Origin of the sequence: Castellaniella sp. (assembly GCF_034674885.1) — a bacterium.
GTDB lineage: Bacteria > Pseudomonadota > Gammaproteobacteria > Burkholderiales > Burkholderiaceae_B > Castellaniella.
In genome coordinates this window covers 43,797-57,649 of sequence record NZ_JAUCDS010000002.1, presented here as the reverse complement: position 1 = coordinate 57,649, position 13,853 = coordinate 43,797, and the positions used below count along the sequence as shown (strand labels likewise).

The 13,853-nt window shown below is 65.5% G+C and carries 13 protein-coding genes; 10 read left to right on the top strand and 3 right to left on the bottom strand.

From position 1 onward, the window contains the following. Window positions 1–187 precede the first annotated feature (187 nt). Both VDP74_RS01765 and VDP74_RS01760 read right to left on the bottom strand, forming a co-directional pair. Window positions 188–2,056, bottom strand: a complete 1,869-nt coding sequence (locus VDP74_RS01765) for a methyl-accepting chemotaxis protein (protein ID WP_322997898.1) — start codon at window positions 2,054–2,056, stop codon at window positions 188–190. A gap of 131 nt (window positions 2,057–2,187) precedes the next feature. Beyond that, the gene (locus tag VDP74_RS01760; RefSeq protein ID WP_322997897.1) at window positions 2,188–3,642 is read right to left on the bottom strand and encodes a M20 family metallopeptidase; all 1,455 of its coding nucleotides are present in this window, start codon (window positions 3,640–3,642) and stop codon (window positions 2,188–2,190) included. Between the two features lie 143 nt (window positions 3,643–3,785). Between VDP74_RS01760 and VDP74_RS01755 the strand changes: the two genes are divergently transcribed. Genes VDP74_RS01755 through aat form a run of 4 tightly spaced genes read left to right on the top strand, consistent with a single transcriptional unit; the run spans window position 3,786 to window position 6,153 of the window. Continuing rightward, window positions 3,786–4,013 (top strand): hexameric tyrosine-coordinated heme protein, encoded by a 228-nt coding sequence (locus VDP74_RS01755; RefSeq protein WP_322997896.1) that lies wholly within the window; start codon window positions 3,786–3,788, stop codon window positions 4,011–4,013. Continuing rightward, entirely contained in the window at window positions 4,013–4,696 is a 684-nt protein-coding gene (locus tag VDP74_RS01750; RefSeq protein WP_322997895.1) for a DUF2946 family protein, read from the top strand. Before VDP74_RS01755 ends, VDP74_RS01750 begins: the two co-directional genes overlap by 1 nt. Beyond that, window positions 4,693–5,280: an NUDIX hydrolase gene (locus VDP74_RS01745; protein WP_322997894.1), complete on the top strand. Its 588-nt coding sequence runs from the start codon at window positions 4,693–4,695 to the stop codon at window positions 5,278–5,280. Before VDP74_RS01750 ends, VDP74_RS01745 begins: the two co-directional genes overlap by 4 nt. 24 nt (window positions 5,281–5,304) lie before the next feature. Further along, window positions 5,305–6,153: a leucyl/phenylalanyl-tRNA--protein transferase gene (aat, locus tag VDP74_RS01740; protein ID WP_322997893.1), complete on the top strand. Its 849-nt coding sequence runs from the start codon at window positions 5,305–5,307 to the stop codon at window positions 6,151–6,153. A 3-nt stretch (window positions 6,154–6,156) separates the two neighbouring features. Here aat and VDP74_RS01735 read toward each other — a convergent pair whose 3' ends face one another. Then, window positions 6,157–7,110, bottom strand: coding sequence for a 2-hydroxyacid dehydrogenase (locus VDP74_RS01735; protein WP_322997892.1), 954 nt, complete (start codon window positions 7,108–7,110; stop codon window positions 6,157–6,159). 137 nt (window positions 7,111–7,247) lie between these two features. Here VDP74_RS01735 and VDP74_RS01730 point away from each other — a divergent pair, with 137 nt between their 5' ends. From VDP74_RS01730 to VDP74_RS01705, 6 genes are all read left to right on the top strand, one after another. Continuing rightward, window positions 7,248–7,988 (top strand): arginyltransferase, encoded by a 741-nt coding sequence (locus tag VDP74_RS01730; RefSeq protein ID WP_322997891.1) that lies wholly within the window; start codon window positions 7,248–7,250, stop codon window positions 7,986–7,988. 50 nt (window positions 7,989–8,038) lie between these two features. Continuing rightward, window positions 8,039–9,079 (top strand): quinone-dependent dihydroorotate dehydrogenase, encoded by a 1,041-nt coding sequence (locus tag VDP74_RS01725; RefSeq protein ID WP_322997890.1) that lies wholly within the window; start codon window positions 8,039–8,041, stop codon window positions 9,077–9,079. After that, a complete protein-coding gene (locus VDP74_RS01720) occupies window positions 9,076–9,867 on the top strand; it encodes an IclR family transcriptional regulator (protein ID WP_322997889.1) in 792 nt (263 codons plus the stop codon). Before VDP74_RS01725 ends, VDP74_RS01720 begins: the two co-directional genes overlap by 4 nt. Window positions 9,868–10,155: 288 nt before the next feature. After that, window positions 10,156–11,070, top strand: a complete 915-nt coding sequence (locus VDP74_RS01715; RefSeq protein ID WP_322997888.1) for an acetaldehyde dehydrogenase (acetylating) — start codon at window positions 10,156–10,158, stop codon at window positions 11,068–11,070. 10 nt (window positions 11,071–11,080) lie between these two features. Then, on the top strand, window positions 11,081–12,121 hold the full coding sequence (dmpG, locus tag VDP74_RS01710; protein WP_322997887.1) for a 4-hydroxy-2-oxovalerate aldolase: 1,041 nt from the start codon (window positions 11,081–11,083) through the stop codon (window positions 12,119–12,121). A gap of 240 nt (window positions 12,122–12,361) precedes the next feature. Next, entirely contained in the window at window positions 12,362–13,846 is a 1,485-nt protein-coding gene (locus VDP74_RS01705) for an ABC transporter substrate-binding protein (protein ID WP_322997886.1), read from the top strand. Window positions 13,847–13,853 lie beyond the last annotated feature (7 nt).

Sequence of the window (13,853 nt, the reverse complement as noted above, 5' to 3'; positions counted from 1 at the left end):
CATACGACGGGGTTTTCACTGTCTATATGTTCAGTAAATTCCACTGGATATACAGTATTTTTCCTGTTTGCCTATACAGCAAAAATGGACTGCAAATCCGTATACGTCGGTTCGATTCCGGCTTGCGCCTCCAAATGAAATCAAGGGCTTATGCTTTCAGCACAAGCCCTTTTTCATTTCGGAACGATCACTTGCGCGGCAGCAGCGCCACCGGGCGCCGGCGCGCATCGGACACCGCCGCATGACCCGCGTCGGCTGCCGTGTCGTCCACGCGGAACGTGCCCACCAGCCCGGCCAGGGTGTTGGCCTGATCCTGCAGGCTGGCGGCCGCTGCGGCGGATTCTTCCACCAGGCTGGCGTTCTGGTGCGTCACGTCGTCCATCTGCGCCACGGCCGTGTTGATCTGTTCGATCCCGGTGGTCTGTTCGCGGTTGGCCGCGCTGATTTCACCCATGATGTCGGTCACGCGGCGGATGCCATCCAGAATTTCCCGGGTGGCCTGGCTGGCGCTGGCGGCCTGCTGGTTGCCCTTGGTGGTGGCCTGAACCGAGGCCTCGATCAGGCTGCGGATTTCCTTGGCCGACGCCGCGCTGCGTTGCGCCAGGGCTCGGACTTCGGCTGCGACCACGGCGAACCCCCGCCCCTGTTCGCCGGCTCGGGCGGCTTCGACAGCGGCGTTCAGCGCCAGGATATTGGTCTGGAAGGCGATCGAATCGATCACTCCGATGATCTCGGCGACCTGCTGGGACTTGGCGTTGATCTCGCTCATGGTCGTGACCAGTTCGTCCACGGTGGCATTGCCGTCGGTGGTCGTCTTGGCTGCAGCGGCCGCCAGGCTGTTGGCCTGCTGGACGTGATCGCCGTTCTGCCGCACGGTGGCAGTGATTTCTTCCATGGTGGCGGCGGTCTCGGCCAGCGAGCTGGCCTGCTGCTCGGTCCGCGAGGACAGATCCTGGCTGCCGCTGGCGATTTCCGTGGCTGCCGTCTGCACGGAATTGGAAGCTGCCCGGATGCGCACGAACACGGTGGAGATCTTGTTGGCGAACAGATTGAAGGCGCTGGCGATCTGCGTCAGTTCGTCCTTGCCGGATTCGCCCAGGCGCCGGGTCAGGTCACCCTCGCCCGAGGCGATATCCTGCAGGGCATCGCGCACCTGGACCAGACGGCCCAGCTGCTGGCGCACGAACCCGGCCATCAGCAGGCCCGCCACCAGCACACAGGCCACGGTGATCAGCAGCGCCAGCCACAACAGGCGGTTCAGGGCCGCCGTAGCCTCGGCCTGATCGACCCCGACGCCCAGCACCCAATGCGTGCCGGCGACATCGGCCGCATACAGCATCTGCGGCACGCCGCCGACCGACACCACCTGATGTCCCCCCTGTTTGGCCAGGCCCGACACCAGTCCGGTATTGAGCTCGGGAGACAGGTCCTCGATCGGCTTGAGTGTGAGGCCGGCATCCGGGTGGGCCAGGATCTTGCCGGTGCTGGCATCCATCAGGAAAGCAAAGCTTTTTTCGTAGGGCCGGATGTCGGCGACTTTCTGGATGACCGAGCGCATGGTCATGTCCGAGGCCACGACGGCGATGGTCTTGCCGTTCTCCACGACCGGCTCGGCAAAGCTGAGGGTCAGATCCCCTGTCGCGGCATCGGCATAGATCGGCGTGACCACAGGCCCGCCTGCGGCTGCCGCCTGTTTGTACCAGTCTCTCTGGGTGCCGTCGTAGCCGTCGGGTTGCTTCCGGGTAAAGGCATGGGATTTGTCGGCCCGCACGAAATAAGCCAGGTCCAGGCCAGCTTTTTCGGCGGCTTGCAGGAAGGGGACCGGTTCCTTTTGCGGCAACGCCAGCTTGATGGAAGCGGTGAGCCGCTGTTTGTCCTGCACCCACTGGGTGAGTTCACCGGCGTAGGTCCTGGCCAGGCGTTCGGTGCCGGCATCCAGAGAATCCAGCACGATGGACCGGACCACCACAAAAGCAGCGGCCGACAGGATGAGCAAGGACAAGGAAACAATCAGGACACTGACGCCGGTGAGACGGGCGCGCAAGCTGTCGAACATGATGAGGCTGCCTTTGAAAGGTTTTAGCAAGATTCAAAACCATTCTACTGAGCAGCCTAGATGCGAGATCAGGCAAATTGACGCCTGATCCCCCACCAATACACGGTTTTTGCCATCGTTTCCGGACGAAATCAGGCAGGCAGCGCGGCCATGGCCTGGGCGACGGCCGCCGTCAGGCGCTTTGCATAGGGCACGTGCAGGAACTCATTGGGGCCATGGGCGTTGGATTGCGGTCCCAGCACCCCGCACACCATGAACTGCGCCGTCGGAAAGCCCTGCAGCAGCAGATTCATCAGCGGGATGGTGCCGCCCTGCCCGATGTAGCCGCACGGCGCCCCGAAATACTGCTGCGACGCCGCATCCAGCGCCCCCGACAGCCAGGGGGCGGAAGCGGGCGCGTTCCAGCCGCCGGCCACGCCCGGATCAGGGCGAAACAACACCCGCGCCCTATAGGGGGCGTCCTGTTCCAGCAAGGATTTCAGCGCCTGAGCCGCCGCCGCCGCGTCCACCAGCGGCGGCAATCGCAAGGACAGCTTGAAGGCCGTGCGCGGCCGCAGCACATTGCCCGCGCTGGCCAGGGGCGGCAGGCCTTCGGCCCCCGTCACCGACAAGGCGGGCCGCCAGGTGCGATTCAACATCGCCTGCTGCGGGTCACGCGTCATGGGCAGGACAAAGCCCTGATCCGCGCCGCAGGCCCAGGGAAAACGTTTCCAGACCTCGTCCCCCAGAATGCCGGCAGCCAGTCGGGCCTGATCCTGGCGTTCCAGGGGAATCTCGCAATGAAAGCTGTCAGGCAGCACCTGGCCGGTACCGCTGTCTTCCAGGCGATCCAGCAGATGGCGCAATACCCGGAAACTGGACGGCACCACGCCGCTGGCGTCCCCGGAATGCACGCCCTCGTCCAGCACCTGGACTTCCAGCACCCCGGTGACCAGCCCGCGCAAGGAGGTCGTCATCCAGAGCTGATCGTAATTGCCCGCCCCGGAATCCAGGCAGACCACCAGCGCCGCGCGGCCCAGGCGATCCCGCACCGCATCGACATAGGGCAGCAGGTCGTAGCTGCCGGATTCCTCGCAGGTCTCGATCAGGCCCACACAGCGCGGGCGGGGCACACCCTGGCGGTCCAGGGCCTCGATGGCCGTCAGGGACGCATAGGCGGCATAGCCATCATCTGCGCCGCCACGCCCATAGAGCTTGCCGTCTCGCATGACCGGCTGCCAGGGACCCAGGCCCGCGCGCCAGCCAGAGAATTCAGGCTGTTTGTCCAGGTGGCCGTACATCAATACCGCATCGCCCTGATCGCGGCGCGTGGCCGGCGCCTCGAAGAACAATACCGGGGTGCGGCCCGGCAAGCGCAGGATTTCGACCTTCAGCCCCGCGACCGGCCGGGATTCCAGCCACTGCGCGGCATCGCGCACGACCTGGTCGATATGGCCGTGCTGCGCCCAATCCGGGTCGAAGGCCGGGCTTTTGGCCGGTATCTCGATATAGTGTTTCAGGGCGGGGACGATTTCCCGATCCCACTGCGCATCAACAAAATCCTGCAATGCGACAGGATCCAGGCCCAGGCTGACGGGGGCATCCATGACGGCTTCCCAATGATCTCGACAAACCTTCATTCTACGCCGCCCGCCCACGGAGAATGCCCCCACGCGCTGCGGTCCGATCCCTGCAGTCCCCCGGTTTTCGTGCCATCCTTATGGAACCATCACAACAGGAGGACAAGGACATGGCTGACACCTGGCTCACCACACTCATCACCCCCACCCCGCAGGCAGGATTCGAACTGGCCCTCAAACTGGCCCGCATGGGTGTGAAATACACGCAGCCCTCGGCCGAAGTGCGCGACAAACTGCGCCCGGTCTACGGCGAAGACGCCAATGCCCTGATTGCGTCATCTCAGGTTGTGGCCACGAACTTCCAGACGATCGCCGCCGCCAACGGCTACTGGAAATAATGGACGAACGGGTGCTGGCCGCCATGGCCCGCTGGCCCAACGTGCCGGCGGCCCATGGCTGGCTATCCCTGTCCCGGCGGGGACAATGGCTGCTGCACCCGCATGGCCAGGCTTGGGGCGGACCGAGCGAAGAGCCTGGCGAAGCCATCACCAACCCGCAGATCACGGCCTTCATGAGCCGCAACTACCAATCCGACGCGCAGGGCTGCTGGTTCTTCCAGAACGGCCCGCAGCGCGTCTACGTGCGCCTGGACGGCGCCCCCTGGATTCTGCGCACGGTGACCGACGACCGGGGGCGACTGCAACTGCACACGCATACGGACCAGGCCTACGGGCCGGTCACCCACTGGTGGCTGGACGACGATGGCTGCCTGTACACCCAGGCCGGCCAGGGGGCCGGCCTGATCACGGACAGGGACCTGGCCCAGGTGATCGAGGCCTTGCACACGACGGACGGCGAACCGCTCAGCGCCCGGCTGGAAACCTTCGAGACCCCGCGCGACATACAGGGCGCGGCCTTGAGCGTCTACCTGGCTGGCCAGACCGCTACCCCGGATATCCGCCGAACGGTCCCGCCGGACGCGGCGCCCATCGGCTGGCTGCAGTCCGCCGAGACGCATGCTGTCCTGGGCTTCGTCCGAAGCCCCCCGCGCCCCGACCAGCACGCTAAAATCAGCGCATGAACCCGTCCGACCCCGCCTTTTATCACCCTGCGCCCCGCACCCAGCAGTATTGCTCGCAATGCGGCCATGCGCTCACCCGCGACATCCCGCCGGACGACAACCGCATCCGGGATCTCTGCACCCATTGCGGGGCGGTTCATTACCAGAATCCGCGCAACGTGGTGGGGGTCGTGCCGATCCTGGGTGACCAGGTCCTGCTGTGCCGCCGCGCCATCGAACCCAGGCACGGCAAATGGACGCTGCCGGCCGGCTTCATGGAACTGGGCGAAACCACGGAACAGGGCGCCGCCCGCGAAAATCAGGAAGAATCCGGCGCGCGCATCCAGATCCAGTCCCTTTACACGGTGATCGACGTCCCCTCGGTCAACCAGGTCCATCTGTTCTACCTGGCCCAGGCCCTGGACGACCACCTGGCCCCGGGCCCCGAAACACTGGAAGCCGCATTTTTCGACCTGGACCGCATCCCCTGGCACGACCTGGCCTTCCGCACGGTCAGCACGACGCTGGAACACTACCTGAAAGACCGCGACCAGAGCCGGTTTCCTACCCGGCACTACGCCATCGATCTGCGCTTTCCGGACTGACCGGTCCGCCGCCAGCCGACAGCCATGCCGATCGCCTGGGTTGAACCGGACGCGCCCCTGCCCGACATCAGCCGGGCGTCTCCCGAAGGGCTGGTGGCGGCCGGGCTGGACCTGTCGCCCGCGCGGCTGCAGGAAGCCTACCGCAAAAGCCTGTTTCCCTGGTATGGCCCTGGCGACCCGGTGCTCTGGTGGAGTCCGGACCCGCGCATGGTGCTGCGCTGCCGGGACCTGCGTGTCAGCCGGTCCCTGGCCAAACGCATCCGCCAGTTCGACCACCTGCCGCAAACGGGGTCGACGCTGCACCGGGCAGCCGGCGCACTCTGCGTCACCCTGAACCTGGCCTTTCCGGACGTCATGGCCCACTGCGCCCAGCGCGGCACACCCCGGATCGGCCTCGGACAGGCGCGTTCAGGCAAACCATGGGCCGCCCCTGAACACCCGACGGGCCGGGATGCCACCTGGATCACGCCGGACATCGTCCAGGCCTATACGGCCTGGCATCAACGGGGACACGTCCACAGCGTCGAAACCTGGATCAACGGGCGCCTGGCGGGCGGCCTGTACGGCGTCAGCCTGGGGCAGTGTTTTTTCGGCGAATCGATGTTCAGCCTGGCCACCGACGCCAGCAAAGTGGCGTTGGTCTATCTGGTGCGCTACCTGCAGGCCCAGGCCGTCCCCTGGATCGACTGCCAGCAGGAAACCCCGCACCTGGCCAGCCTGGGCGCTCGCCCGATCTCCAGGGGACAGTTCCTGGGATTGCTGGCCGAAGGGCGCGATGCGCCTGCCCCAGCCTGGGGACGGGGGCGCCTGCTGGCCGATGGCCGACTGATTGCCGACGACACGATGCCCCTGGCGTCATCCCCGCCCGGATGAGCATCAGGCCACTGGCGTCAACAAGTGCCGCTGATCCTGCCAGGCAATCAGGTTATCGACCACCAGCTGCGACATTCTGCCGGCGGTGTCCCGGGTGCTGCTGGCCGCATGCGGCGTCAGCGCCACACGATCGACCGCCGCCAGGCCGGCGGGAACACCCGGCTCGTGCTCGAACACGTCCAGGCCGGCGCCTCCCAGGGCCCCTGATTGCAACATGGGGATCAGGGCCGACTCATCCACCACGGAACCCCTGGCGATATTGACCAACAGGCCCTGCGGCCCCAGGGCCTGCAGCACCGGAGCATCCACCAGATGCCGGGTCGCCGCGCCGCCAGGACAGGCGACCACCAGGAAGTCGGCCCACCGCGCCAGTTCGGCCAGAGACGGCTCGTAGCCATAGTCCGGCAGGTCTGTGCGCGGCCGGCGGTTATGGTAGCGCGTCGTCATGCCGAAGCCCTGTCCGCGCCGGGCGATGGCCTCGCCGATCCGGCCCATGCCCAGGATGCCCAACCGCCTGCCCCAGACGCGGGTGCTGAGCGGAAACTTTCCCTGCGCCACCCAGCTGCCCGACCGGGCGTAGCGGTCGCCCGCCGGAATCTGGCGAGCACTGGCCAGCAACAGCCCCCAGGCCATATCCGCCACGCATTCGGTCAGCACATCAGGTGTGTTGCTGACGACGATCTGCCGTTCTCGGGCGGCCTCCAGCGGCAAGGCATCGCACCCCACGCCCCAGCTGCAGATGGCCTGCAGGTGCGGCAACACCTGCAGCGTCTCGGCCCCTACGCCCACCCGGGCGGACGTGACCAGCAAACGGATGCCGGGTGCCAGGGACTTGAGTCGCGCCTCGGGCGCGTCTTCCCGAAACAAGGGCAGCACGCGCCAGCGGGCTGCCAGCTGCGCGTCGTAATCCGCCCCAAGGGACACCAATTGCGCCAGTTCTGCGCCCGCCTGTGTCATACCGTCCTCCGATGATCCGTTTCTCTCCGACCTATGTTGTACGACAACCGGCGCCGGGAACTCAAGCGGCAATCCACCCACTGGCCTTCACCGATGGCTGGTGTCACAATGAACCGACAGGAATCCCGGCCTTCGCCATGAGCAAACCCAGTGAATCGATTTTCCGCCGCCTGCAGTTCTACACCACGGCGGCCTACCCCTGCAGCTACCTGCCGGGGCGCATGGCCCGATCCGAAGTCGCCGCCCCCGCCCACCTGGTGGACGACGCCGCCTACTCACGCCTGATCGAACAGGGTTTTCGCCGCAGCGGCCTGTTCACCTACCGGCCTGCCTGCGACGGCTGCCAGGCCTGCATTCCGCTGCGCGTCGATGTGCGGCGGTTTGAACGCGACCGTACCCAGCGCAAGCTCTGGCAGCGCATGCAGGCAGAGCTGGCCGTTCAACTGTCTCCCCTGCACTGGGACGCCCGGCACTTCGATCTGTACCTGCGCTACCAGCAGCAGCGCCACCCTGGCGCCGGCATGGACCAGGACGATCAGGCGCAGTACACGCAATTCCTGCTGACCAGCCGCGTGCACACTGAAATGGCCGAATTCCACGACGCGCGAGGCGACCTGCGCATGGTGTCCATCATGGACCGCATCGACCAGGGCATCTCGGCGGTGTACACCTTCTACGACCCGGACTGGCATGGCAGCCTGGGCACCTACGGGATCCTGTGGCAGCTGGACTATTGCCTGCGCCTGGGCCTGCCCTGGCTGTACCTGGGCTACTGGATCTCCGAAAGCCGTAAAATGGCCTACAAATCGCGGTTCCGGCCGCATCAGATCCTGCAGAACGGCGCCTGGACCGAACCGGCGCCGCACGCATCCGATTGACTCGCCAGGCTCCACGCCTTCCCGATCCTCACGGAAATCCAGCCCAAGCCATGTCCCTGTTCTTCAACGCCTACCCGTTGGCCCGCGCCGCCTTGTTCTCCATGGACGCCGAACAGGCGCACGAATGGACCTTGAAGACGCTGCAGCGCGGCCACGACTGCACCCTGACGCGGCTGGCCACGGCGACACACCAGCCTACCCTGCCGCGCACCGTCATGGGGCTGCCCCTGCGCAATCCTGTCGGGCTGGCCGCCGGCCTGGACAAGAACGGCGCCCACATCGACGCGCTGGCGGCGCTGGGCTTCGGCTTCATCGAGGTCGGCACCGTCACGCCCCGCGCCCAGCCAGGCAATCCGAAGCCGCGCATGTTTCGCCTGCCCCGCGCCCGCTGCCTGATCAACCGCATGGGTTTCAACAACGAAGGCCTGGACACCTTCATCGCCAACGTGCGGCGCAGCCAATGGCGCCACGAGGGCGGCATCCTGGGGCTGAACATCGGCAAGAACGCCGCCACCCCCATCGAACACGCCGTGGACGACTACCTGCGCTGTCTGGACGGTGTCTATCCGCACGCCGATTACGTCACGGTAAATATCTCCTCGCCGAACACGAAGAACCTGCGCAGCCTGCAAAGCCATGACGCGCTGGACGCCCTGCTGGCCGCCCTGCAGGCTCGCCGCCTGGCGCTGGCCGACCAGTACGGGCGCCGCACTCCGCTGGTGGTGAAGATTGCTCCCGACCTGCAGCCCGAGGAAATCGACGCCGTCGCCGACCTGGTCCCGCGCCACGGCATCGATGGCATCATCGCCACCAACACCACCCTGTCGCGCGATGCCGTGCGCGGCCTGCCCCACGAAGAAGAGGCCGGCGGCCTGTCCGGCCCTCCGGTGCACGAACTGTCGCTGGCCGTGATCCGCCGGCTGCGCGAACACCTGGGCACCGACACGGCCATCATCGGCGTGGGCGGCATCGAATCCGGCCGCCAGGCCCGCGAAAAGATCCAGGCCGGCGCCGACGCCGTCCAGCTCTACACCGGCCTGATCTACCGGGGCCCCGCGCTGATCCGCGAATGCGTCCAGGCGCTGGAATGACGCAAGCCGACGCCCCCCGATCCAGACAGGGCCGGCCGTCTCCGAAAGCCGTCACCGCCAGCCAGACCCTGGTGCGCGGGCTGGACGTCATCGACGCCGTATCGCAGGACGGGGCGACCGACATCGGCGTGATCGCCGCCCGTACTGGCATGACCTACAGCACGGCGCACCGCATCGTGTCCGTGCTGCTGCAGCGCCAATACCTGAAGCGGGTGCCCGGAAAGGGCTACCGCCTGGGCCGGAAGCTGCTAGCCCTGGGCTTTCAGGCCCACAGCCAGATCGAACTGACCGCCATTGCCAGGCCTTTTCTGGAACGCCTGGCCACGCAGACCAGCGACACCGTGCACCTGGCCTGCGAGGAACTGGGCGCCGTCTTCTACCTGGAAAAAATCGCCAGCCGACGCCCTGTGGAAATCAGTTCCCGGGTCGGTGGCATCAAACCCCTGATTTCCACCGGCGTAGGCAAGGCCCTGCTGCTGGACGGCAACGTCGGTTCCTGGGGCACGCTCTACGACCAGCACGCGGCATCCTTGCAGCTGCCCCTGACGCGGGACCAATGGCTGGATCTCATGCAGGGCTACGCGCGCAGCGGCTATGCCTACGACCTGGGTGAAGACGAACCCTCCATCCGCTGTGTCGCCGCCCCGGTCCGGGATGCGCGCCACACCATCGTGGCCGCCATCAGCGTCACCAGCACCAGCGATTACATGTCGCCCAAACGCATGCGCGACCTGGTCCCCGTCGTGCTGGACGCCGCCCGGCGCATCAGCGCAGAAATGGGCAACTGAGTTCCCTCGAACCCTTCCCGCACGGCCGGCTGCATTCCCGCAGTCGGCCGTTTTGCCGCCCGGCGCGGCACGAGACTTCCGACCTTCCAGCAATCCCGACTCTCCAGGGATTCTCCCACCATTTTTAATTTCTCTCAACATATGAGACTAAATCTCATTCGTTGAAAAAAATCCAACACCCTTCTAGAATCTCCCAACGGCCCGCAAGAACAAGACCCGACCAAAACAACGGCTGCGCCACCTGCAGGCCATGACCCTATTTCACGCTCGAATACCAAGGAGTACGCCATGACAAAGAAGTTGCGGGCCGCCATCATCGGCCCTGGAAACATCGGCACCGACCTGCTGGCCAAGCTGATGCGCAGCGACTGGATCGAGCCGGTCTGGATGGTCGGCATCGACCCGGAATCCGACGGCCTGAAGCGCGCCCGCGAACTGGGCCTGAAAACCACCGACCAGGGCGTGGACGGCCTGCTGCCCCACGTACGGGAAGACGACATCCGCTTCGCCTTCGATGCCACCAGCGCCTATGTGCATCCCGCCAATTCAGAAAAACTGACCGCCCTGGGCGTGCGCATGATCGACCTGACCCCGGCGGCCATCGGCCCCTACTGCGTGCCCCCGGTCAACCTGGCGGCCCTGGCAGAACAGGACCAGGCCAACGTCAACATGGTGACCTGCGGCGGTCAGGCCACGATCCCCATGGTCTACGCGGTCTCGCGCGTGCAAGCCGTGTCATACGGTGAAATCGTCGCCACAGTGTCGTCACGGTCCGCCGGACCCGGCACCCGCAAGAACATCGACGAATTCACCCGCACCACATCCGGCGCGGTCGAAAAGATCGGCGGCGCCAAGAAAGGCAAGGCCATCATCATCCTGAATCCGGCGGATCCCCCGATGATCATGCGCGACACCGTGCATTGCCTGACGGAAACAGAACCCGACCAGGCCGCCATCACCGAATCGATCCACCAGATGCTGGAACAGGTGCGCAAATACGTGCCGGGCTACCGCCTCGTCAACGGTCCGGTCTTCGATGGAAAACGGGTTTCCATCTATCTGGAGATCGAGGGTCTGGGCGACTACCTGCCGAAATATTCCGGCAACCTGGACATCATGACGGCCGCCGCCGCCCGGACCGCCGAACTGATGGCAGAACACATGCTGCAACACGCAGCCCGCGCCGAATCGGCAGCCAGCTAAGGACACGACCATGACACAGACATCCCAGAAAATCACGCTGCACGACATGACGCTGCGCGACGGCATGCACCCCAAACAACACCAGATCACCCTGGAACAGATGCGAACCATCGCCCAGGGGCTGGACGAGGCCGGCATGCCCCTGATCGAAGTCACCCACGGCGACGGCCTGGGCGGCGCATCGGTCAACTACGGTTTTTCCGCCCATTCGGACGAGGACTACCTGAACGCCGTCCTGCCGATCCTCAAGCACAGCCGGGTCTCGGCCTTGCTGCTGCCGGGCATCGGCACGACGGACCACCTGCGCATGGCGCACGATCTCGGCGTCCACACCATCCGCGTCGCCACCCACTGCACCGAGGCCGACGTCTCGGAACAGCACATCACCGAAGCGCGGCGCCTGGAGATGGACACGGTCGGCTTCCTGATGATGAGCCACATGAACAGCCCGGCAGGCTTGGCCAAGCAGGCCAAACTGATGGAAGGCTACGGCGCCAACTGCATCTATGTAACGGATTCCGCCGGCCACCTGCTGCCTGCCACCGTGCGCGAACGCCTGCTGGCAGTCCGGGACGCCCTGAAGCCCGAGACCGAACTGGGATTCCACGGCCACCACAACCTGGCGATGGGGGTTGCCAACAGCATCGCCGCCATCGAGGCCGGCGCCACCCGCATCGACGCCGCCTGCGCGGGCCTGGGGGCCGGCGCGGGCAATACGCCCATGGAAGTCCTGGTCGCCGTCCTGGACCTGATGGGCATCGAGACCGGCGTCGACGTCTTCAAGATCCAGGACGTGGCTGAAGACCGGGTCGTACCCATGATGGATTTCCCCATCCGCATCGACCGGGACGCCCTGACCCTGGGCTATGCCGGGGTGTACGGGTCCTTCCTGCTGTTCGCGAAACGCGCCGAGAAAAAGTACGGCATCCCGGCCCGCGAGATCCTGGTGGAAATGGGCCGGCGCGGCATGGTGGGCGGCCAGGAAGACATGATCGAGGATACGGCGCTATCTCTGCTGAGCCAGCGATCCCGCCAAACTATCACGGCCTGAACCGCCGTCAGCGCATGTTCCGGCTGCACCGAGCCACGGTCCGGCCGGAACGGTGAATCTAAGGGTTTACCCTGGTTCACTGCGTCCCTATAAATCAAACGGCGTTACACTGGGCTACGATTTCATCGTGCGTGACGCGCCAGGTAGCCCGCGACCGCTACGCTGCTGCATATCCATTTGTTCAGGGTAGTGCCGCCAGTGAATTAGGTCTGACGACCTGCCCCTCATAGGAGGCAGGTCATGCTGTACACACGCTCCACCCTCACCCCGACTCACACGCTCCCCCGCCGGTCCGACTCCCCCGACTCGCCTACCCGACGCCACATCCTGCAGGCAGGCAGCCTGGCGGGGCTGGCAGTCCTGGGCGTGCCGTTCCTGCCCGCCCGCGCCTTCGCGGCCGACAAGACCCTGAAGATCCTGCAATGGAGCCACTTCGTCCCCAGCTACGACAAATGGTTCGACACCTTTGCCAAGGCCTGGGGCGACGCCCACGGAATACAGGTCACGGTCGATCACATCAACATCGGCGATCTCGTCACTGCCACCACGTCCGAACTCTCGGCCAGTTCGGGGCACGACATCATCGAGCTTGGCCCCGAGGCGGCCCAGTTCACCCCCAACGTGCTGGACATGGCCGACATCAACCAGCAGGCGGCCAAACAATTCGGCGACATCTTCCCCATCACCAAGCGCGTGTCCTACAACCCGGTGGTCAAGACCTGGTATGCCTTCTGTCACGGCTGGACCATCGACTGCGGCGACTACCGCAAATCACTCTGGGACAAGGCCGGCATGGCCAACGGTCCGGATACCTGGCAGCAGTTGCTCGACGTGGGCGAGAAAATCCGCAAGGACCAAGGCGTCCAGGTGGGTATCGGCATGTCCCAGGAACTGGACTCGAACATGGTGGCCCGGTCCATCCTGTGGTCCTGGGGAGCCTCTGTGCAGGACGCCGACGACAACGTCATCCTGGGGCAGGGCAACAACCGCGTCCTGGCCATCGAGGCCGTGAAATACATGGTGGATCTCTACCACCGCACCATGACGCCCGCCGTCTTTGCCTGGAACGCCGCATCCAACAACCAGGATCTCCTGGCCGGCAAGGCATCCTACATCGTCAATTCGATCTCGGCCTACCGTTCGGCTCAGGCCGCCAAGCCCGACATCGCCAAGGACGTGTTCTTCACCGGACCGCTGGCCGGCCCGAAGGGTGACCGCTGGGCCAACGTGCACGTGCTCTACAACTACATCATCCCGAAGTTCGCCAAGGCCCGCGAAGACCTGGCCAAGCAGTTCATCCTGCACCTGGCGGCCAACTATGACCAGGCCATGTACCAGAGCAAGCTCTACAACTCGCCCAGTTTCTTCGGCACGCCCGTGCCCAGCGGCGAACGGGGCTATCCGGCAATCAAGGACGCCAAGACGCTGAAGAACCTGAACGACGCCTGGTTCGCGCACGACCCGTTCAAGCTGGACGGCGAGGCCGACGGCAAGCTGGCGCCCTTGGTGCCGGCCCCCGAATGGACCACCAACCTGGGCCACCCGGGGTATTCCAACCCGGCCGTGGGCGAAGTCTTCAACACCTTCATCCTGCCCAACATGATGGCCAAGGCCGCGCGCGGCGACCTGACCCCGGAACAGGCCGTGGACGAAGCCGCCAAGCAATGCGCAAGCATCTACGCCCAATGGCGCGGTCGCGGCCTGATCGGCGGCAAGAAGGCCTGAACCGGCA